We start from the raw sequence: 18,902 nt of genomic DNA on the forward strand, positions 1-18,902 counted from the left end.
AGCGATGAGTCGGAACTGCTCATTGTACCGGGCGCAGGGCCGGTCGCAGGTATGCCGGGCGGGAACATCCGCGCGATGAAGCGCGCGACACAGTGTGCAACGCTATCGGCGCGGGCCGGCCCGGCCTTTCAAGCAGTTGCTTACTTGACGTGCACCGTGATCGTCTTGCTCATCTCCGGCCCATACGAGCGATGCGCGCCGTCGCCGAATTGCAGCGTCAGCGTATGGTCGCCCGGCGGCAGCGTCAGATCGGTTTCAGTCTGGCCTTTGCCGAAGTGCAGCGACTTGTCGGTCGCGGGGACGACCTCGCCCTTCGGCAGCGGCTTGCCGTCGATCAGCAGGTGATGATGCCCGGTGCCGCTCCGCCTGCGCCACACCTGACCCGGCGAGTAGCCCAGCCGCCGCGGCGCCGACCAACCATGCGATGCGGCGCCGCCAGCGGCCTCGCCCGAGACCGATCGTCGCAATACGTGCGAAGCGCGCGCCACATCTGTCCAATCAGATAGCTTGCAGGTCAAAGCGTACACGGCTTGTGTGACGAGGCCCGTCGCGCGAACCCGGGCTCGCAGCAGAGGCGTTGGGGCGGCGCCGCATCGGTCGTCTGCGGCTGATTTGACAAATTCCGGTAATATTGCGGGTCGCCGCGCCGCCCCATAAAGGGGCAGAGCAAGCCGGCCATTGCATTGAACGAGAGAGCGTGTCGTGAGCGAAGTAATCGAAGTGACGGAATTCAAGAGCTGGGTCTGCCTGATTTGCGGTTGGATCTACAACGAGGAAGACGGTCTGCCCGAAGAAGGCATCGCACCGGGCACGCGTTTCGCCGACATTCCGGAAGACTGGCGCTGCCCGCTGTGCGACGTGGGCAAGGCGGAGTTCGCGGTAGTGGAGTTTTGACAGTGAGATGAGCTTGGGGCGATAGGCGCGGTTGCGTGCGCTTCGCCAGATGCTCAGGTGGTTTGCGCGGCCCGGCAGGCGATGTCTGCGGGGCCGTTTGTTTTTGCGGGATTTGTGCGAGGCGCGGGCGGCTGCTGGCTTGGCTCTCCTTTTGCCCGCGCCGGTTTGATATACTCTGCGCTCGGTGGTCAGTCTGGACTCACCGAGTCCTCGCCGATCTGTCCGGCCCGGTCCTCTCCCTGTAGTTCAATGGATAGAACAAGTGCCTCCTAAGCGCTAGATACAGGTTCGATTCCTGTCAGGGGGACCAGATAGCTTCCCGGCGTTGCCCAGAAAGATATTGAACATGGGCCCAATCTGCACTGACGAGTCGCCGCGAACGTGAGACGGTGCGGAGGCATCGCGCAGAAATTCAGCGAGCTTCACCTGTTGCGGTTCGTCCCTCGCCAAAGTGGTCGGGCCGGCAGTGACGATGCGTTTGCGGCCAGCGCGTACCTCACTACTCCCGGCGTCGCCGCAATATTCCGTTCGAGCATAGACCACACAAAGGTTGCCGGCTCTCGCCTGGATTTCGATTGCCACTAGCCCATCCATTCGTGCCCGCTCTAGCGGTACTCGTCAATCTCCACCGTGCCGCTCAGCGCTTCTGGCAGTTCGTCCTCGTTGCCGTCGCCGGACAGCAGTTCGGAAAGCTCGTCTGCGCGTACCGCCCGCATCGCTTTCTCGATCTCCCTGTCGTATCGGCGGTCGTTCCGATCATGCCGGGCGTGCGCCTTACTCGCGTACTTCTGAACGAAGCAACCACGCTCGCCAGCGAGGCGGTCCCGCTTTCGTTTTGCGATCACGGGAGCCGAGGGCCACATGTTCCGCCGTCGGTCTCACGGACCTCAAGCGAGTCACACTCAATCGCGAGTTCGGCACCCAGAGTGGAATAGATGAAAGCAAGCAGTGCGGCTTTCTTGTCGGTAAGTCGCTCTCCCCGCGCGTGCTTCGCGTCGTCCGGGGCAACGATGTGAATGCCGTAGACGATATTCAGCAAGCCAAGATGCTCAACCGAAACACACGTCACGCCGTTGAACGTGACCAACGCGCGCCTGTTGGCAAGGTACAGGCCTAGCGTCAGCGTCCGGGGCTCGGTATTCGGGCCAATGACCACGCTGTCCAGATACCAATCGTGGAAATAGCCCCACGCCTTCAATATTTCATCCGTCATATCGATTTACCAAGGGAGCAAGGAGACCGGCGCGCCCTCGTCGCGGCTGTAGCCGTCCCAATTGTGCGCGTGCGGATTTGGATTGCCGTGGTGCGCTTCAAGGTCAAAGTCCGCTAGCGGCGTGCCATTCGGCCCGAACTGACGCAACTGCGGCATCGTCCCAGGCATACTGGAGATCCACGTCCCCGGCGTGCCTTTGAACGGCATCCCGGCAACTTCATCTGCTGCGCCACCCGGCATGTCGGGCTGATAGTCGAACGCCTGCGCATCGCCAAGCGGCGTTGATACCGGCGTAGCGATGGTTCCATCCGGAAGCACGTCACCGGGGCGGGCGAACCAGATGGCGAGATCATCGTCGGCGGCCAGTCGCGGAAGTACAGGACGCTGGAATGAACGCCCGGCACTCACCACAGGCAGCGAGCGCCTGAATAGCTGCGACGGCGTGACGGTCGCGTAGTACGGCCGGATCTTCTGCTCAATAGGCGCACCGCCTCCGCGCGACGTACGCGGCGTGGGCACGACTGCGATTACATCTCCACGTTCGACGGCGTTCTGTAGCACCCGGGCGGTCTGCTCTGGAGCAGCGCTACTCGCGTATGCGCCACTGCGCGCGTTACGCATGAATTCGACGAGCCGCGCTAGCTGACGTCTGTCGCGCGTGAGTTCCCGCAATCCTGCCGAGGTAATGAGCTGGCGGCCGGCGCGCGCCTCGTTGCTCAGGGCATTACCGTGATACTCATGTCGCGTGTAGAGCGTGCAGCGCCGATGCGTTCCGACGTCGAAGTCAATCGCCATCTGTCTGTAATCCCATCGACTTGTGCCTCCTCCAAAAGCGATTTGAAGAGGCTATGTAGCACAAAGCCGGGAACGGAGCGACAGATCCGACACAATCGTTGACACTCGTCCCTGCGCCGGTCCGCCATGCGTCACCACACACGGCCGTGCGCGCGCCGAAGCGCCGAAAAGGCCGGACGAAAAACCGGACTTGCAAGGATTCCTGCAAGGAGGAGACGAGTCTAGATGCTGCTGAATGCGGAGCAGCACTGAGGCGGTGAAGCGGCGAAAAACTACTCCCTTATGTGACGCCGGATCTGAAGCGGCCCCGCTTTAGGGGGCTATACAAGCAAATCAATCGCCCCGGCGATCGATTGCGCCGCATCCAGGTCACACAGAAATCGCACCCGTTTTTCCTCAGGAGACCGATTTTAGGGGCACAGGTGGGGGCACAAAAAATCGAAAACTCCCCGCAAACATCGCCAGCCTTGACGTATGAATTCTGTCAGCCCCGCACACCTTGCGCTGCGAAGCTTTTTGTTGCCGATCCGCCTTCCAGGCGAACCACCCGTTCGACACCCCCGGAAAATCAGGCTCTCCCGGAAATCTCAGATCGCTATAATCTGCGAGCCGACTTCGAAACGTTTCCGAGGACCGACATGGATCAAGCGCTTGAATGCGTTACCGCGTTGAATTTTTGTGAGCAGGCCTATCTCGCCGCAAATCCGGACGTCGCTGAGGCTGTCAGGCTCGGCGCATTACGATCGGGAAGATCGCATTTCGAAGTTTTCGGAAGCGCCGAAAGTCATCGCAGGCAAGATGCACAGGTGGCGGCCCAATCCAGGCAGGAACGAAGAAAAATAATAGCGTCTGTCCTTCGCACTGATATGCCATTTAGTGACGACGGAAAATTTTTCGATTTTTTGTCGCCCGATCTGCGCTCCCAGTTCGACATTTACGACTCGGAACTGGCCGGAAGCAATCTGTACGATCAGGATGCACTGAGTATGATCGAGCGCCATCCGTCGGGGATCATTCTGGATTGTGGGGCCGGCAGCCGTCCCGCGATCTACGAAAACGTGATCAATTTCGACATCACCAACTATCCATCCACCGATGTGCGAGGTGTCGGCGAAGTTCTGCCATTCAAAGATGCATCGTTCGATGGCCTTCTGTCGTTGAATGTCCTCGAACATGTGAAGGACCCATTCACTGCCGCCAAAGAGATTCTTCGCGTGTTGAAGCCAGGAGGCGATCTGGTCGTGGTGATTCCGCTGACTCAACCTACTCACGGCTACCCGCATCACTACTACAACATGACAGCCGAGGGGATTCTCAACCTGTTCGGATCTGCGATCAATGTCGAACGTGTGTACGTACCGGAATCGACATCGGCCATCTGGTCGATTTACTGGATCATGAGCGAATGGGCCGATGGTCTCGACGAGAATGCGCTGAAGGAATTCAAGGCGCTCACGGTCGAAGAAATTCTGCAAGGACCGCCGACGTTGCTGGATCGATCGTTTGTGAAGCAGCTAAGCGCAAAAAAGAATCTCGACATTGCGAGTTCGACGACGGTGATCGCGAAACGCGTTTGAGACGACGCCCAGTCCAGCGGCTCCATTATTTTTGCATCGGCCGACGGACACTTTGCTCGTATATCGAAGGATCGACGACGTTCATCTGATCCTTTGGGCGTTCACCAAAAACTCGCTCGAAGTCCTCGGGACCCAGAATGTCAGCAGCGTCGTGGAGAAAAGACGAATAGGCCTGGTTCAGCTCCGAGGCGGACGGAACATCGCTGCCCTGCGGGGCATGTTGCAAACGCTCGACCCGCACCATAAATGCGCGTCGATGATTCATCAACGACTTGATTTTCGCATCCGCGTCGGGACCCGTCAAAGTCGCCTGAAGATGCTCCTGAAAATCGTCGACATCGGATTCCTGATCTCCTGGCTTCATCGCGTCACTCCCGCTTGGTGTCGAGCACTGAATCTTCTTGCTCGCCCATGCAGCATGCTGCTTGCCGTATGGTCCGAAGATCGCGATGCTCAACCAGTAGCCCCTGGACTTGCGGACGGTAGCTGGAGCCGCTCCACCGCTGCCGGTCGCCCAAAGAATCTGGTTTGACAGTTGATGGCATACACCATCGCGACCATAGCTGAATATCGTTCCACGAGCGGCCGGATCGATGTTCGAGTCCACATCGGGCTTACATAGACAACTAGCATAAAGCAGATTTGCCGCGCCGGAAGCCAAAAAACCATCCGCACTGACCGGCGTCCCACCTCGGGCGTGGAAGCTGCCCCAGCTGTACCAATAGTGCTCGCCCGCGATCAGGACGTCCGCCAGCGCTGGGTAAATCTTCGCGCGGCTGTCGTAGGTCGTCACCCATGTATGGTCGACCACGGAATCCTGGAAATACGCCGGAACGGACCACGCGAACAATGTAACGGCGCTCATTGCTTCACCTTTTCGTCCGGTCGCGTCACAGCGCTGTCGCGCGATTCTCGCCCGATAAGCCGGTAAGAACTTTACTCACCTCAAAGGTTATACGCGCTCAGCGGTATTAATTTCAAGGACACGAAAAACCGTCGAAGCACCAGAAACGACGACAGCGCATGCCAGGCGCTCACGCGCGCATGACCGAACGCTTCGGAAACGCCCGGCACGAACGCGACGAGCGCGATAAACAACGCGGTGAGAATCCAGTAGAGCGGCACGACCCGCGCGATGCGGGCGCATATCAACGAGCGCGCCGACTGGATTCCCGGGGGCAAACCCTGAGTCGCCAGCGCCATCACGAAGCCGGAGATCACGGAGAAGACGTCGACGCCGATTTCGCCATAGCGCGACACGCGCGGAAAAACATGGACGAGCCAGCCATGCGCGGCAACGATGCCGTCGGTATGAGACGCGACGACGCCCAGCGCGGCGGGCGCGCGCAACAGGCCATCAAGCCGGCCGCTGCGGAATATTCAGGCCGCGCACCACCGCCGGACGCTCGACGAACGTCGCCAGCACGCGCCGCACGTTCGGGAAGTCCTGAATGCCGACCAGTTCTCCCGCCTCATAGAAGCCGACCAGATTGCGCACCCACGGGAAGATCGCGATATCGGCGATCGAATACTGATCGCCCATCACCCATGTGCGTCCTTCCAGGCGCTGCTCCAGCACGCCGAGCAGCCGCTTCGATTCGGCGATGTAGCGATCGCGCGGACGCTTGTCCTCGTACTCCCTTCCGGCGAATTTGTGGAAGAAGCCGACCTGGCCGAACATCGGACCGATGCCGCCCATCTGGAACATCACCCACTGGATCGTCTCGTAGCGCCCGGCGGCGTTCTGCGGGATCAGCCGGCCGCTTTTGTCGGCGAGATAAATCAGGATCGCGCCCGATTCGAACAGCGGCAGCGGTTTGCCGTCGGGACCGTTCGGATCGAGAATCGCCGGAATCTTGTTGTTCGGGTTCAACGACAGAAACGCCGGCGTCATCTGATCGTTGGTATCGAAGCGCACCAGATGTGGCTCGTACGGCAAGCCGGTTTCCTCGAGCATGATCGAGATCTTTACGCCATTGGGCGTCGGCAGCGAATAGAGCTGAATCCGGTCCGAATGCTCGGCCGGCCATTTCTTCGTGATCGCGAAAGCGGATAAATCGGTCATGGGTTCGGGTCGCCCTATGGGACAGAAATTGCAAGACCGCCCAATATAAACCGCCTCGACACAACGCGTGCAAGGCCGCGTGAAGACCCTACAAACGCTGCGGCAACAGCGCCGTTCGCGATCGGCGGTTCACCACAAGTCCTTCGTCGCCGTACCCGCGCGCACGTTGAAGCCCTCGCGCCACAGCGCCGCGCCGACCGTCAGCAGCAGCGTCTTTTCGGTGCCGTCGAGCAGTTCCCACGCGGCCGCGAGCCACGTCGCGAAGTTCGCGCAGGTCGCTTCGAGATCGGGCGGCGCCTTGCCTTCCAAATACTGCCGTTCGAACATCGAAAGTATCTTTTCGGGTGTCATTGGCGCGACCTCCTGATGGGATTGCGCCAAGTCTAAAGGGCTCGCAGCGCGTGCGGAATGCCGATCATCGCGATCACGGGTTACTCCCAGGCCGGCCGCCGCGCCAACGTCAGCCGTGACCCAACTTGTAAAATCGGACGCGTCATGTCCGACCTGCGCCGTACAAAAAACAAAGGCGCCGCGACGATCGCGACGCCTCCGCCGTTACGGCAACCTGCACCGAACGGGTTCAGTGACGACCGCGCTTTGCATCGTCCTTGGCGTTTTCCTTCGCATCGCCATAGGCCTTCTGCACCTTGCCGGCGCCCTGCTGCAGGTCGCCCTTGAGTTCCTTCGCAGGGTCGTTCGTGGCCTTGCCGACGGCCTCGTTGACCTTGCCCTTGACCTGCTGGCCAACGCCCTTCACTTGATCCTTGTTCATGCTCGGCTCCCATATGCGTAGTCGACGGAAATGCCGGCGCGGTATTCCGCCGGTGTGTGAGAAGCAGCAACGGCCGTTCCCGGGAGCTGCTCCGCGCGCGGGGCCGCGGCACCGACGAACGCCGACGCGCGATCGGGCAAATTTTTTATCAAAAGGCCTAAAGTCTCGCCGCGCACCGCCGTAAATGCGCTCAGGGAGGAGTCATGGACCGCACGGAGACTACGATTTCGGGATCATCGCAAGCTGCGTTGATCGACCACGACATCGCGCACATCGCGCGGGTGATGCACGTATCCCTGCGCGGCGATTTCGGCGGTCCGATCCTGCCAGCCACCTATTGGCGCAAACGACTGACCGCGCTGGTCGACAGCGGCCAGCTTTCTACCGCCCAATTGGACAAAGTCGACAGCCTGCTGCTGCAACTCGATCGGCTGGCCTCGACGCCGCTGCCCGAATGGGAACGCTTCGCGCCCGCGCCGACCTCGCGATTCGAGCGGGCTGCCCCGGTGAAGAAGGTGAAGTCGGCCTGACCGCGTCCGCCCCACCCGCTGCACCCGCACGCGTGGCGCCAAGCGGGCACGCCGCTCGTCTTGCGCGCCGCAAAAAAAGCGGCCGGGCACGAGGTCGCGGCCGCCAACACACGTCGCAACGCCGGAAACCAGCGTCACGGGACGAGCGTATATCCGCATTCGTCACAGGCATGTTTCGCCGCAGACAAACGCAGCGGCGCGACGTATCGCGAAAAATTCCTGATCAATCGGCGCCAACAATAGGGAAATGGGACGACCTTAGGTCATAATGTCCGCAAAAATTCCCAGCAAGGACGCCACGTGACCCTCGCCGCCCCGTTCGACCTGCTCAAGCAGGCGCGCGCCCGTTTCACCCAACGCGAAATCGCAGCCCATGTCGGCAAGGACATCAAGACGGTGCGTCGCTGGGAAAAAGGTGAAACGCCTTGTCCCGCGATGCTGGAACCCGCGTTGCGCGATCTGCTGCGGCAAGGCGCGCGTGAGGCGCAACACGCGGGCGACGCGGCGCGCTTCCGCTTCATCGATCTGTTCGCGGGTATCGGCGGCATTCGCATGGGCTTCGAGGCGCACGGCGGCGAATGCGTGTTCACCAGCGAGTGGAACGAGTTCTCGACGCGGACTTATCGCGAGAACCACGGCGACAACTCCGCGAGCGGCGGCGCGCACGCGCTGACCGGCGACATCGTCACGTTTCCCGCCGAGGACGTGCCGAGCCACGACGTGCTGCTCGGCGGCTTTCCGTGCCAGCCGTTTTCGATCGCCGGCGTCAGCAAGAAAAACGCGCTTGGCCGGCCGCACGGCTTCGAATGCACGACCCAGGGCACGCTGTTTTTCGACGTCGCGCGCATCATCGCCGCGAAGCGCCCCGCCGCGTTCCTGCTCGAAAACGTAAAGAACCTGCTGTCGCACGACAAGGGCCGCACCTTCGACGTGATCCTGCAAACGCTGCGCGACGAGCTCGGCTACGAGGTGCACTACCGCGTGATCGATGGCCAGCATTTCGCGCCTCAGCATCGCGAGCGCATCATCGTGGTGGGCTTTCGCGGCAAGACCGGGTTCACATGGGACGACCTGCGCCTGCCCGAACAGGGTCCGCGGCTCGGCGCGATCCTGCATCGCACGGACGGCACGGAACCGGTGCTGCCGTGGGACCACGAGCGCTTCTTCGACCACGCCGCGCGCCGCGTGCAGCCGAAGTACACGCTCACCCCGAAGCTGTGGGCGTATCTGCAAAACTACGCGGCCAAGCATCGTGCGGCGGGCAACGGCTTCGGTTTCGGCATGGCCTATCCGGACAACGTGACGCGCACGCTGTCGGCGCGCTATCACAAGGACGGCTCCGAAATTCTCGTCTATCAGGGCGAGGCGCTGCGCCCGCGTCGCCTGACGCCGCGCGAATGCGCTCGACTGATGGGCTTTCCCGACACCTTCAGGATTCCGGTCAGCGATACGCAGGCCTACCGGCAGTTCGGCAATAGCGTCGTGATGCCGGTGATGCGCGAAGTGGCGCGTATCATGCTGCCGCATGTGCAAACCCTGCTTGCCCACCCGACCCGCGATGCGTCGAAACACTCCCTGCCGCTCTACGCGTGAGCGGCCGCGCGACCCGTTGGCCCGCTGACGATGGTCGATATCGTCGATAGCGCGACGCGCAGCCGGATGATGTCCGGCATCCGCGGCCGCAACACCAAGCCGGAGATCCTGATCCGCAGCCTGCTGCATCGGCGGGGCCTGCGCTTCCGGCTCGACGCGCGCGATCTGCCCGGCCGCCCCGACATCGTGCTGCCGCGCTATCGCGCGGTGGTGCTCGTGCATGGCTGCTTCTGGCATGGCCACGACTGTCATCTGTTCAAATGGCCCCAGACGAGGCCCGACTTCTGGCGCGACAAGATCGGCCGCAATCGCAGCAACGACGACAAGGTGCGCGCCGCGCTGCTCGCGAGCGGCTGGCGCGTCGCGGTCGTGTGGGAATGCGCTTTGCGGGGCGCGAATCGCGATATCGCGGGCGTGATCGAGCGGCTCGTCGCGTGGATCGGAAGCGACGCGCCGGAGTTGGAGGAACGCGGCTGAAAACCGCGCGCGACCTGCCCGGCTCGCGCGAGTCTCGCGGCCGCTGGTGCTACACTCGAAAAGCTCACCCGGCGCGCTTTCGAGATGCCTTCGAGGCACGCTTCGGCGGCGTTTTCCGGGTGCTTTCCTGCGCTTTCGCGGCACGTCCTCACGCGCTTCGGCATGCCGCGAGATGCGCCTCGCCCGCCGCGACATCGCGAACTCCGACGATCCCAGAACCAATCAACAAGGGAGGCACATCATGGCTGACTTCCGTCTCTGGTCCGACGATTTTCCCACCAACGGCTTCATGCCGAGAGCCCACGAGTACAACGACAAGGCGTTCGGCGGCGACGGCGAAAACATCTCGCCGTCGCTGCAATGGGAAGCGCCGCCCGCGGACACGCAAAGCTTCGCGCTCACCGTTCACGATCCCGACGCGCCGACCGGCAGCGGCTTCTGGCATTGGGTCGTCGTGAACATTCCGGCCGACGCGCGCTCGCTGCCGCGCAACGCCGGCAAGGCCGACGGCTCGCTGCTGCCGCAGGGCGCGATGCAGGTGCGCAACGACTACGGGACGGTCGGCTTCGGCGGCGCCGCGCCGCCGCGCGGCGATCGCACGCATCGCTATATCTTCCGGCTGCATGCGCTGAAAGTGCCGCATCTGCCGGTCAGCGCGGAAACCACCAACGCGGTCGCGCGCTTCATGACGCACCTGAACGAAATCGATTCGACGACCCACACGGGCCTCTACGAACTCAAATAACGCACGCGCGGCGCCGGCGCCCGGTAACGCCGGCGCCGCGCCGACCGATACGCCCGCAGCGGCCAGCGCGTGAGCCGCGCACAGGCGCGCCAACATCTCCGACAAATCAAACAATCGATGCACGCACCCTCCCCGCGCACGGACGGCTCGACGCCCTCCACTTCCCGCTTCGAAGGCAAGGAACTGGGCCTACCGGTCCCACAACGCTACTGGGCGATGCTCGTCATCGCGCTCTCGCTGACGCTCGCGGTGCTCGACAGCGCGATCGCCAACGTCGCGCTGCCGACGATCGCGCGCAACCTCAATGCGAGCGCCGCCGCGTCGATCTGGGTCGTCAACGCGTATCAGCTCGCAATCACGATCTCGCTGCTGCCGCTCGCGTCGCTCGGCGACCGCATCGGCTACCGGCGCATTTATCTGTCGGGCCTGATCCTGTTCACGGTCGCGTCGTTCGGTTGCGCGCTGTCGAACTCGCTGGCGACGCTCGCGCTCGCGCGAGTGGTTCAGGGCTTCGGCGCGGCCGGCATCATGAGCGTGAACACCGCGATCGTGCGCATGATCTATCCGCCTAACCAGCTCGGGCGCGGCGTCTCGATCAACGCGATGGTGGTGGCGGTGTCGTCGGCGGTCGGGCCGACGGTCGCCTCGGGCGTGCTCGCGATCGCGAGCTGGCCGTGGCTGTTCGCGATCAACGTGCCGATCGGGATCGCGGCGATCGTCGGCGGCTTCAAGGCGCTGCCGATGAACCCCGGCCACGAATCCCCATATGACTATCTGAGCGCGGTGATGAACGCGTTCGTGTTCGGCCTGCTGATTTTCGCGGTCGATGGCCTCGGCCACGGCGAGCGTTTCGGCTACGTGACGCTCGAGGCGCTCGGAGCGCTGGTCATCGGCTACTTCTTCGTGCGTCGCCAGCTGACGCGGCCCGCCCCGCTGCTGCCGATCGACCTGCTGCGTATTCCGGTGTTCGCGCTGTCGGTCGGCACGTCGGTCTGCTCGTTCTGCGCGCAGATGCTCGCGTTCGTGTCGCTGCCGTTCCTGCTGCAGGAAACGCTCGGCATGTCGCAGGTCGAAACGGGTCTTTTGATGACGCCGTGGCCCGCGATCATCATCATCGCGGCGCCCGTTGCCGGCGTGCTGTCGGACAGGATATCGGCCGGCTGGCTCGGCGGCGTCGGGCTCGCCGCGATGACGGTCGGCCTGCTGCTGCTCGCGACGCTCGGGCCTCACCCGGACGCGCTGCAGATTTCGTGGCGCATGGCGCTGTGCGGCGCGGGCTTCGGCATCTTCCAGTCGCCGAACAATCGCACGATGCTGTCGTCCGCGCCGCGCGAACGCAGCGGCGGCGCGAGCGGCATGCTCGGCACCGCGCGCCTGACCGGGCAAACGCTCGGCGCGGCGCTGGTCGCGCTGATCTTCGGCGTCGCGCCGCAGAGCGGGACGATCATCGCGCTGTATGTGGCCGCGGGGTTCTCGGCGGTCGCGGCGGTCGTCAGCACGATGCGGGTCATGCAGAAGGCGGCGCAGCCGGCCTGAGAGCTGTGGCCGCTACGCGCGCAAGACATGCACGATAAAAGGCGCGCATCGCACGAGGCGATGCACGCCTTTTTGCCTTGATCTTCCCTGTCACTCCATGCACGACGTGAGCGGCACAGGCGCCGCCCGCCTGCGCGGGCCGCGCCCTTCGGCTCAGGGCGATGCCGTCACGTCAGCGAGCTTTACCGCTTTGGCCGTCACCGACGACGCGGTCGCGACGTGGCGCAGATCATCGAGCAACGTATCGCGCCACACCGACAGGTTGCTCTCGCGCATCGGCTCCATCATGTCCGCATGACGCGCCTGACGTTCGGCGAGCGGCATCGCTAATGCGCGCTCGAGCGCTTCGGCCATCTGCGACAGATCGAACGGATTGACGACGAGCGCGCCCGGCAGCTGCTCGGCCGCGCCCGCGAATTGCGACAGCACGAGCACGCCCGGATCGGCCGGATCCTGCGACGCGACGTACTCCTTGGCCACCAGATTCATGCCGTCGCGCAGCGGCGTCACATAGCCGACCTGCGACTGGCGGAAGAGCGCCATCAGCAGATTGCGCTCGTACTTGCGGTTCAGATACTGGATCGGCGTCCAGTCGAGCTGCGCGAACCGGCCGTTGATGCGGCCCGCCTCGCCTTCGAGCGTTTGCCGGATGCGCTGATAGGTCTGCACGTCGGCGCGGGTCGGCGGCGCGATCTGCACGAGCGACACGCGGCCGTGCCAGCCGGGCGCGTTCTGCAACAGCCGCTCGAATGCCTGGAAGCGCTCGACCAGCCCCTTCGAATAATCGAGCCGGTCGACGCTCATGATCAGCTTGCGCCCGCGCATGCCGTCGCGCAGGCTGCGCACCGCCTTGCGGTCGGTGAACTGCTCGGCGGCCTTCGCGATCGCGTCGGGATAGATGCCGATCGGGTACGCGCCGACCTTCAGGAAGCGGTTGTACGCGTGCACCATGCCGTCTTCACTCGACGTTCCGTGGTGACCGCGCTCGATATAGTCGACGAACGACTGGCGATCCGCCTCGGTCTGAAAGCCGATCACGTCGTAGCTGCACATCGCCTTGACGAGTTCTTCATGCGGCGGAATCGTGCGCAACACTTCGGGCACCGGAAACGGAATGTGCAGGAAGAAGCCGATCGGGTTCTTCACGCCGAGCTCGCGCAGGCAGCGCGCGAACGGCAGCAGATGGTAGTCGTGCACCCAGATGATGTCGCTGGGCTTGAGCAGTTCCTTGAGCTGCTTGGCGAGCGTCGCGTTGACGCGCTGGTAGCCCGCGTAGTCCTCGCGGTCGTAGCGGGACAGGTCGTTGCGATAGTGGAAGGTCGGCCACAACGTGGTGTTCGAAAAACCGCGGTAGTACTCGTCGTAATCGCGCTTGGTGAGGCCCACAGTCGCGTAGGTGACGTTGCCCTGCTTCTCGATCACGGGCGCGGATGGCTCGCTGACCGTTTCGCCGCTCCAGCCGAACCAGACGCCGCCGGTCTCCTTCAGTGCGTCCAGCACGCCGATCGCGAGCCCGCCCGCTGCCGGACGCGCTTCCTGAATCGGTGCGACACGATTCGATACCACGATCAATCTGCTCATTAGTGCTCCATTGTTTCGTTGTATGCGGAATTGCGCCAAAACGGTGCATGCAATCATCGTGCCGATATATGAGATATCGGAAATAAAGTTGTATGGAAATGTGACAAACGAGCAAATCCCCGCAATCATCACAGATGGCGAAGAAAATTTTTCTGTTAAATCCGACGAATGCGGAGGTCTTTCTTACCGGTATCCCGGTCGCCGGGATACCCCCGCCCGGGTGCTACGCTGCCTCAGGCATCCTGCTCCGAGCCCAGATCGCGCTGGTATTCGAGGCCTTCCTGACGCACCCCGCCCTGGTTGTGCTCGCCGTCCGGCGGCGTATGCGGGGCGATCCGATTCTGCGCGGCCGGGTCCGGCGACACCACCGGCTCAGTCTCGACCTCGGCCGGCCGTGGCCCGCGCTTGGAGTGCCGCGCGGAACGTCGCAATGCGGGGTGTCTCATGATCGTGCCTCCGGGGGAAGCCTGCCGCTTGTCGCGGCATCCCTACAGTCTAGGGGGCGAAACGGTAAATTGCCGGTAAAACATGCGCCGGCTTTGTAACAACTACAGCAATGCTCTGCACCGACCCAGGGCATGACGCCTTGCAGTGCGGGATGTGGTTCCATCGAGTGCGCGACAGGGCGCCGACATCGACGGTCGTATCAACATTGCCGCGGTCGCGACGGACGGTCGGCGGCCTGAGGCGTTTGCGTTGGCTGCGGCGGCGGATCGCCGATCGGCGGCGTGACCGGTTCGACGGGTTCGATCGGATCGGGTGTCGGGCCGGGGATCGTGTCGGGTTCGGCCGGGTCCGGCGGCGCGATGGGAGGTGCAGTGGGCGGCTCGACCGGTTCGGGCCGATGAGCGTGCAACCGCCTGGACGGCGCGGAAATGGCGGCGAAATACGACAGTTGCGGCGGCAGGTGCGGCATGTCGGTGACCTCGTTTTGCGTTCCACCGGAGCGCAGCAAGGCTTGTGCCGTTCGGGTGCCCGCCCGGAAGCCCGGGCGGGCGGATACGGGGGACGCGGATGACGTGCGAACGCGGCGCGGATCAGGCGTCCGCGCCGCCCAGTGCGCGTGATTCGTCGGTGGGATCGCCGTCGTCGCGCGCATCGTTGCCGTACTCGACGAGCCGGTTGTACAGCGTCTTCAGGCTGATGCCGAGAATTTCCGCGGCGCGCGTCTTCACGCCGCCGCATTGCTCGAGCGTCGCAAGAATCAGCTGACGGTCGGCTTCCGCGAGCGAGGTGCCGAACGGGATCGTGATCGCGGTACCGGCCGCGGGCTTCGACAGCGTGATTTGCAACGGCACCGTCGCCGTGCTATCCGAATCCGCGCTCGACATGATGTGCGCGCGCTGCACGTAGTTCTTCAGCTCGCGCACATTGCCCGGCCACGGATACGACAGCAGCATGTCCTTCACCGCGACAGGGAAATGCTTCTTCGTGCCGTGACGCTCGTTGAGCTCATCGAGGAACGATTGCGCGAGCAGCTCGACGTCCTTGCCGCGCTCGCGCAGCGGCGGCAGGCTGATCGGAAACACGTTCAGCCGGTGGTACAGATCGAGCCGCAGCTTGCCTTCGAGCACCGCCTGCTCGGGATCGCGATTGGTGGCCGCGATCAGACGCACGTCGGTTTCGATTTCCTTGGTCGTGCCGACGCGCATGAACATGCCGGTCTCGAGCACGCGCAGCAGCTTTACCTGCAGCTCGATCGGCATCTCGGTGATTTCGTCGAGGAACAGCGTGCCGCCGTTCGCGCGCTCGAAATAGCCCTTGTGCTGCCGGTCCGCGCCGGTGAACGAACCGCGCTCGTGGCCGAACATTTCCGATTCGATCAGATTCGGCGAAATCGCGCCGCAGTTGACCGCGAGGAACGCGTGCTTGCGGCGCAGGCTCAGCTCGTGCAGCGTCTGCGCGGCAACTTCCTTGCCGGTGCCCGATTCGCCGACGAGCATCACCGAGGCCGCCGTCGGCGCGACGCGGCTGATCTGGTCGTAGACCTCCTGCATCGCCGGTGAATTGCCGAGCATCAGACCGAAGCGGCCCATGCGGCGCAACTCGCCGCGCAGCGTGCCGATTTCCGCCTTCAGGTCGCCGGCGCGCGGCAGGCGCGACAGGATCGACTTCACGCGCTGCATGTTGATCGGCTTCACGAGGTAGTCGGCCGCGCCCATTTTCAGTGCGCTGACCGCCGACTCGACCGTCGCGTGGCCGGTGATCACGATCACTTCGACGCCGGAGCGCGGATCGAGATCTTCGAACAGATCGACCCCGCTGCCGTCGGGCAGCTTCAGGTCGGTGAAAACGACGTCCGGCATCTGCCGGATCAGTTGAATACGCGCTTCGCGCAGATCGCCCGCGGTGGCGGTGGTCAGCCCGTCTTCCCCGATGACGGCGGAAAGTGCCTCGCGGGTACCTGCGTCGTCATCGACAATGAGTACATGTGGCATCGCGTTTCGAAAGCCTGCAAGCGTGGGTCAGAAAATATGCGGAACATGCCAATGGGCATGCGGCTGGGTCCGGTCGGCTGCATGACGCGGAATCGACTGCGTTCCGTTCCGCCGACCATTTGATGAAAAATTGCAACAATGACGGCCAAATTCGCGCCAACTTCCGCGTCATTGTTGCCTATTTACCTATTATACGGCTTTATAAGATTCATTTAACAATCCCGTTCCAGGCGCCGGCAGCAGGCCCCGTTGCATTCGAGCGAACCGCGTCAGCCGCGCGGAAACGGCCATGCGCGGTGTTCGCCGTTGACCTGCTCCGAGCCGTTGCCGCTGTGCGAGGCGGGCGCCAGCTCGGTCGACAAAGTCGCCGGCGCCGCCACCGCGCCGCCCTCGTTTTCCCAGCTGCACAGCTCGCGCGCCGGTGAGACCTGGCCCGTGCGCTTGTGTTGCACGTAGCGAACCGCCAGGAAGCCGCCGATTGCCATCAATGCGCCAAAAAAACCAATTGTGGGTCGTGTCATCATGAACTCCTTGGATCGTGATGCGGATGAATGCAGCCGCGCCAAGCGAGCGCCGCTCGCTGCGCCGCGTCTAACGCGCGACCAGCACGCCGAGCAGAAAACCGGTGCCCGCCGCGAGCGCGAGCGAGCGCCACGGGTTATGGCGCACATAGTGCTCGGTGCTGACCGCCGCCCCGCGATACCGGCGATGCACGTTGCGTTGCGCATCGCCGAGCGCCGATTGCAGCGTTTCCACGTGCGTGCCGAGCCGGCCGCGCAAGGCGTCGACGCCTTCGCCCGGCACGTTGGCGGCGAGTCGCAGCATTTCCTCCGAGTCCCTCAGCAGCACCCGAAGATCCTCGACGATCTTCTGTCCGCCGAGTGCAAGTTGTTGTGTGGTGTCAGTCATCGTTCACTCCTCGTCTGATTCGGCGTTCGTGCGTTGCCGCGGAATCGGTGCGTCGACGGTGCAACAGTTCGGGCTTCGGGCGCACGATGCGGGTTGCCGGTTTGCGCTGGCCGGCGGCGCCGCGACGTAGCCGTCAAACCTCGCACGACTCGATCAAACGGTCAATGATGCAATGCATGTGCCCGGTATATTTACCGCTCCAGCGCGCTGATAAGGCCAATTTCGCGCACTTTCGACCGATTGCGCGCACGGCTATTTCAGCGGCTGCCAGTTCGATTGCCGGAATCAGTGTCGAAGTGGTTAAATCGTCTTTTATGAGATAGTGGCTGTACGGTCTATCGCATTCAAGGCCTGCGCGCCGCAACACGAACTCCATTTGCACAGGACTTCCCTTTTTATGGCGTCAATCGATCTGGACTCGCCCACCGTGTCCGCCGGTGGCAATGCTTCGCCACAAGCGAAGCAGCGCGTCGCGGACGCCGTCGCGGGACTGAAATCGTACGGGCTGCTGTACGGCTCGTCGCCGGTAATGCTCGATCTGTATGAACAGATCGAACGCGTCGCCGATACCGACGCGACCGCGCTGATCATCGGCGAATCGGGCACCGGCAAGGAGCTGATCGCCCGCACCATTCACGAGCGCAGCGGCCGCAAGGACGGCGCGTTCGTCGCCGTGAACTGCGGCGCGATTCCCGACGAGCTGATCGAAGCCGAACTGTTCGGCCACGAAAAAGGCAGCTTCACCGGTGCGGTCCAGGGCCGCGTCGGCTACTTCGAACATGCGAACGGCGGCACGCTGTTTCTGGACGAAATCACCGAAATGGCGCCGGTACGCCAGGTCAAGCTGCTGCGCGCGCTCGAAACCGGCACGTTCTATCGCGTCGGCGGCAACGAGTTGATCAGCGGCAACGTGCGCGTGATCGCCGCGACCAATCGCGACCCCGCCGTAGCCGTCAAGGAAAACGGCTTGCGCGAGGATCTGATGTACCGGCTCGCGGTGTTTCCGCTGCGCGCGCCGCCGCTGCGCGAGCGCGAAAACGATCGCGAACTGCTCGCGCAACACTTCCTCGCGCAATTGAATCAGCAGGAAGGCACCAACAAGAGCTTCAGCAAACGCTCGATCGAAACGCTGCGTTCATGGTCGTGGCCGGGCAACGTGCGCGAGTTGAAGAACGCCGTATATCGCGCGTTCATTCTCGCGGAAAAGACGGTTGAATTGCCGCATCCGCATCTTGCGTCGCGAGTCAAGAAAGCGGTCACGCAAGGCGACGCGATGAGCGTGTGGATCGGCACGCCGCTCGCCGACGCGCAGAAGCAGATCATTCTCGGCACCCTCAAGTACTGCGGCGGCGACAAGCGACGCGCTGCCAAAGCGCTCGGCGTGAGCCTCAAAACGCTGTACAACCGGCTGAGCGCATACGGCGACGAAAGCGGGGAAGACGAAGCCGACTCATAGGCACGGTGCAACGCGAGCCATCCGCCGATGGCGGCGGCCAGCTGTTGCGCTGTTCGTCATGATCCTTTCGCCGCGCGTTTCGCGGCACCGAATTCACCTGCTCAACGTCTCACGCCGACGGCAAATTCACCTGATGTCCCCAATACCTGGCAGAGCCAGGTAAGCCCGCCCATGCGACAGAAAACATCGCAGCGCACGATGTTTTGCAATTTCTTGCATTTTTTCGCTGCCAATTACAAAACGCATCCTGCACAATGCCGCTGCATAATGAACGACGTGTCCTTCGTTTACACGCGCGAAGCGTGAACGCAGGCACCTGTA

23 protein-coding genes and 1 tRNA gene are annotated in these 18,902 nt (G+C 63.1%); 9 read left to right on the forward strand and 15 right to left on the reverse strand.

Annotated features, from left to right (window positions below; genetic code table 11):
- Positions 1-140: 140 nt before the first annotated feature.
- Entirely contained in the window at positions 141-488 is a 348-nt protein-coding gene (locus F6X40_RS43170; protein ID WP_311539624.1) for a DUF4399 domain-containing protein, read from the reverse strand.
- 214 nt (positions 489-702) lie between these two features.
- Here F6X40_RS43170 and F6X40_RS05550 point away from each other — a divergent pair, with 214 nt between their 5' ends.
- Both F6X40_RS05550 and F6X40_RS05555 read left to right on the forward strand, forming a co-directional pair.
- Complete coding sequence (locus F6X40_RS05550) at positions 703-894, forward strand: rubredoxin (RefSeq protein WP_184009557.1); 192 nt, start codon at positions 703-705, stop codon at positions 892-894.
- A gap of 235 nt (positions 895-1,129) precedes the next feature.
- Positions 1,130-1,204: transfer RNA gene (locus tag F6X40_RS05555), tRNA-Arg, on the forward strand.
- Positions 1,205-1,499: 295 nt separating this feature from the next.
- On the opposite strand, the gene F6X40_RS05560 is transcribed toward F6X40_RS05555, so the two are convergent.
- From F6X40_RS05560 to F6X40_RS05570, 3 genes are read right to left on the reverse strand one after another with little or no spacing between them, the layout of a single operon-like run.
- Entirely contained in the window at positions 1,500-1,739 is a 240-nt protein-coding gene (locus tag F6X40_RS05560) for a hypothetical protein (RefSeq protein WP_187627072.1), read from the reverse strand.
- On the reverse strand, positions 1,736-2,107 hold the full coding sequence (locus tag F6X40_RS05565) for a hypothetical protein (RefSeq protein WP_262421371.1): 372 nt from the start codon (positions 2,105-2,107) through the stop codon (positions 1,736-1,738). Before F6X40_RS05565 ends, F6X40_RS05560 begins: the two co-directional genes overlap by 4 nt.
- 6 nt (positions 2,108-2,113) lie before the next feature.
- On the reverse strand, positions 2,114-2,902 hold the full coding sequence (locus F6X40_RS05570) for a hypothetical protein (RefSeq protein ID WP_187627073.1): 789 nt from the start codon (positions 2,900-2,902) through the stop codon (positions 2,114-2,116).
- A 638-nt stretch (positions 2,903-3,540) separates the two neighbouring features.
- Between F6X40_RS05570 and F6X40_RS05575 the strand changes: the two genes are divergently transcribed.
- Positions 3,541-4,479, forward strand: a complete 939-nt coding sequence (locus tag F6X40_RS05575) for a methyltransferase domain-containing protein (protein ID WP_187627074.1) — start codon at positions 3,541-3,543, stop codon at positions 4,477-4,479.
- A gap of 25 nt (positions 4,480-4,504) precedes the next feature.
- Here F6X40_RS05575 and F6X40_RS05580 read toward each other — a convergent pair whose 3' ends face one another.
- The 5 genes from F6X40_RS05580 to F6X40_RS05600 form a co-directional block, all read right to left on the reverse strand.
- On the reverse strand, positions 4,505-5,344 hold the full coding sequence (locus F6X40_RS05580; RefSeq protein WP_187627075.1) for a hypothetical protein: 840 nt from the start codon (positions 5,342-5,344) through the stop codon (positions 4,505-4,507).
- Between the two features lie 80 nt (positions 5,345-5,424).
- Positions 5,425-5,829, reverse strand: coding sequence for an acyltransferase family protein (locus F6X40_RS05585; RefSeq protein ID WP_262421372.1), 405 nt, complete (start codon positions 5,827-5,829; stop codon positions 5,425-5,427).
- Positions 5,830-5,836: 7 nt separating this feature from the next.
- Positions 5,837-6,544: a glutathione binding-like protein gene (locus F6X40_RS05590; RefSeq protein WP_187627076.1), complete on the reverse strand. Its 708-nt coding sequence runs from the start codon at positions 6,542-6,544 to the stop codon at positions 5,837-5,839.
- Between the two features lie 129 nt (positions 6,545-6,673).
- On the reverse strand, positions 6,674-6,895 hold the full coding sequence (locus F6X40_RS05595; RefSeq protein WP_184045738.1) for a hypothetical protein: 222 nt from the start codon (positions 6,893-6,895) through the stop codon (positions 6,674-6,676).
- A 229-nt stretch (positions 6,896-7,124) separates the two neighbouring features.
- Positions 7,125-7,316 (reverse strand): CsbD family protein, encoded by a 192-nt coding sequence (locus F6X40_RS05600; RefSeq protein ID WP_184065553.1) that lies wholly within the window; start codon positions 7,314-7,316, stop codon positions 7,125-7,127.
- A 203-nt stretch (positions 7,317-7,519) separates the two neighbouring features.
- Here F6X40_RS05600 and F6X40_RS05605 point away from each other — a divergent pair, with 203 nt between their 5' ends.
- From F6X40_RS05605 to F6X40_RS05625, 5 genes are all read left to right on the forward strand, one after another.
- Positions 7,520-7,846, forward strand: a complete 327-nt coding sequence (locus tag F6X40_RS05605; RefSeq protein ID WP_184065550.1) for a hypothetical protein — start codon at positions 7,520-7,522, stop codon at positions 7,844-7,846.
- Between the two features lie 300 nt (positions 7,847-8,146).
- Positions 8,147-9,439, forward strand: coding sequence for a DNA (cytosine-5-)-methyltransferase (gene dcm, locus F6X40_RS05610; RefSeq protein ID WP_187627077.1), 1,293 nt, complete (start codon positions 8,147-8,149; stop codon positions 9,437-9,439).
- 30 nt (positions 9,440-9,469) lie between these two features.
- Entirely contained in the window at positions 9,470-9,916 is a 447-nt protein-coding gene (locus tag F6X40_RS05615) for a very short patch repair endonuclease (protein WP_184045730.1), read from the forward strand.
- A gap of 241 nt (positions 9,917-10,157) precedes the next feature.
- Entirely contained in the window at positions 10,158-10,661 is a 504-nt protein-coding gene (locus tag F6X40_RS05620) for a YbhB/YbcL family Raf kinase inhibitor-like protein (protein ID WP_018419796.1), read from the forward strand.
- Between the two features lie 117 nt (positions 10,662-10,778).
- Entirely contained in the window at positions 10,779-12,197 is a 1,419-nt protein-coding gene (locus F6X40_RS05625; protein ID WP_187627078.1) for an MFS transporter, read from the forward strand.
- Positions 12,198-12,350: 153 nt separating this feature from the next.
- Here F6X40_RS05625 and otsA read toward each other — a convergent pair whose 3' ends face one another.
- The 6 genes from otsA to F6X40_RS05655 form a co-directional block, all read right to left on the reverse strand.
- On the reverse strand, positions 12,351-13,778 hold the full coding sequence (gene otsA, locus F6X40_RS05630) for an alpha,alpha-trehalose-phosphate synthase (UDP-forming) (RefSeq protein ID WP_184065538.1): 1,428 nt from the start codon (positions 13,776-13,778) through the stop codon (positions 12,351-12,353).
- A 233-nt stretch (positions 13,779-14,011) separates the two neighbouring features.
- A complete protein-coding gene (locus F6X40_RS05635; protein WP_026225665.1) occupies positions 14,012-14,224 on the reverse strand; it encodes a hypothetical protein in 213 nt (70 codons plus the stop codon).
- Between the two features lie 200 nt (positions 14,225-14,424).
- On the reverse strand, positions 14,425-14,694 hold the full coding sequence (locus F6X40_RS05640) for a hypothetical protein (protein ID WP_187627079.1): 270 nt from the start codon (positions 14,692-14,694) through the stop codon (positions 14,425-14,427).
- A gap of 121 nt (positions 14,695-14,815) precedes the next feature.
- Positions 14,816-16,216, reverse strand: coding sequence for a sigma-54-dependent transcriptional regulator (locus F6X40_RS05645; RefSeq protein WP_184065533.1), 1,401 nt, complete (start codon positions 16,214-16,216; stop codon positions 14,816-14,818).
- A gap of 269 nt (positions 16,217-16,485) precedes the next feature.
- On the reverse strand, positions 16,486-16,737 hold the full coding sequence (locus tag F6X40_RS05650) for a hypothetical protein (RefSeq protein ID WP_187627116.1): 252 nt from the start codon (positions 16,735-16,737) through the stop codon (positions 16,486-16,488).
- 70 nt (positions 16,738-16,807) lie between these two features.
- Complete coding sequence (locus F6X40_RS05655) at positions 16,808-17,125, reverse strand: YqjD family protein (protein ID WP_187618190.1); 318 nt, start codon at positions 17,123-17,125, stop codon at positions 16,808-16,810.
- Between the two features lie 397 nt (positions 17,126-17,522).
- On the opposite strand from F6X40_RS05655, the gene F6X40_RS05660 reads away from it, so the two are divergent.
- Complete coding sequence (locus F6X40_RS05660) at positions 17,523-18,581, forward strand: sigma-54 interaction domain-containing protein (RefSeq protein WP_184065530.1); 1,059 nt, start codon at positions 17,523-17,525, stop codon at positions 18,579-18,581.
- Positions 18,582-18,902: the final 321 nt, after the last annotated feature.

Source organism: Paraburkholderia sp. UCT31, assembly GCF_014397655.1.
Lineage (GTDB): Bacteria > Pseudomonadota > Gammaproteobacteria > Burkholderiales > Burkholderiaceae > Paraburkholderia > Paraburkholderia tuberum.

What these genes read in the sequence shown, in the direction of transcription:
- F6X40_RS05640 (WP_187627079.1), bottom strand. Translation starts at nt 14,694, where the DNA reads ATGCCGCACCTGCCGCCGCAACTGTCGTATTTCGCCGCCATTTCCGCG.
- F6X40_RS05625 (WP_187627078.1), top strand. Translation starts at nt 10,779, where the DNA reads ATGCACGCACCCTCCCCGCGCACGGACGGCTCGACGCCCTCCACTTCC.
- F6X40_RS05595 (WP_184045738.1), bottom strand. Translation starts at nt 6,895, where the DNA reads ATGACACCCGAAAAGATACTTTCGATGTTCGAACGGCAGTATTTGGAA.
- F6X40_RS05650 (WP_187627116.1), bottom strand. Translation starts at nt 16,737, where the DNA reads ATGACACGACCCACAATTGGTTTTTTTGGCGCATTGATGGCAATCGGC.
- F6X40_RS05570 (WP_187627073.1), bottom strand. Translation starts at nt 2,902, where the DNA reads ATGGCGATTGACTTCGACGTCGGAACGCATCGGCGCTGCACGCTCTAC.
- F6X40_RS05575 (WP_187627074.1), top strand. Translation starts at nt 3,541, where the DNA reads ATGGATCAAGCGCTTGAATGCGTTACCGCGTTGAATTTTTGTGAGCAG.
- otsA (WP_184065538.1), bottom strand. Translation starts at nt 13,778, where the DNA reads ATGAGCAGATTGATCGTGGTATCGAATCGTGTCGCACCGATTCAGGAA.
- F6X40_RS05565 (WP_262421371.1), bottom strand. Translation starts at nt 2,107, where the DNA reads ATGACGGATGAAATATTGAAGGCGTGGGGCTATTTCCACGATTGGTAT.
- F6X40_RS05580 (WP_187627075.1), bottom strand. Translation starts at nt 5,344, where the DNA reads ATGAGCGCCGTTACATTGTTCGCGTGGTCCGTTCCGGCGTATTTCCAG.
- F6X40_RS05645 (WP_184065533.1), bottom strand. Translation starts at nt 16,216, where the DNA reads ATGCCACATGTACTCATTGTCGATGACGACGCAGGTACCCGCGAGGCA.
- F6X40_RS05605 (WP_184065550.1), top strand. Translation starts at nt 7,520, where the DNA reads ATGGACCGCACGGAGACTACGATTTCGGGATCATCGCAAGCTGCGTTG.
- F6X40_RS05635 (WP_026225665.1), bottom strand. Translation starts at nt 14,224, where the DNA reads ATGAGACACCCCGCATTGCGACGTTCCGCGCGGCACTCCAAGCGCGGG.
- F6X40_RS05600 (WP_184065553.1), bottom strand. Translation starts at nt 7,316, where the DNA reads ATGAACAAGGATCAAGTGAAGGGCGTTGGCCAGCAGGTCAAGGGCAAG.
- F6X40_RS05615 (WP_184045730.1), top strand. Translation starts at nt 9,470, where the DNA reads ATGGTCGATATCGTCGATAGCGCGACGCGCAGCCGGATGATGTCCGGC.
- F6X40_RS05660 (WP_184065530.1), top strand. Translation starts at nt 17,523, where the DNA reads ATGGCGTCAATCGATCTGGACTCGCCCACCGTGTCCGCCGGTGGCAAT.
- F6X40_RS05655 (WP_187618190.1), bottom strand. Translation starts at nt 17,125, where the DNA reads ATGACTGACACCACACAACAACTTGCACTCGGCGGACAGAAGATCGTC.
- F6X40_RS05620 (WP_018419796.1), top strand. Translation starts at nt 10,158, where the DNA reads ATGGCTGACTTCCGTCTCTGGTCCGACGATTTTCCCACCAACGGCTTC.
- F6X40_RS05590 (WP_187627076.1), bottom strand. Translation starts at nt 6,544, where the DNA reads ATGACCGATTTATCCGCTTTCGCGATCACGAAGAAATGGCCGGCCGAG.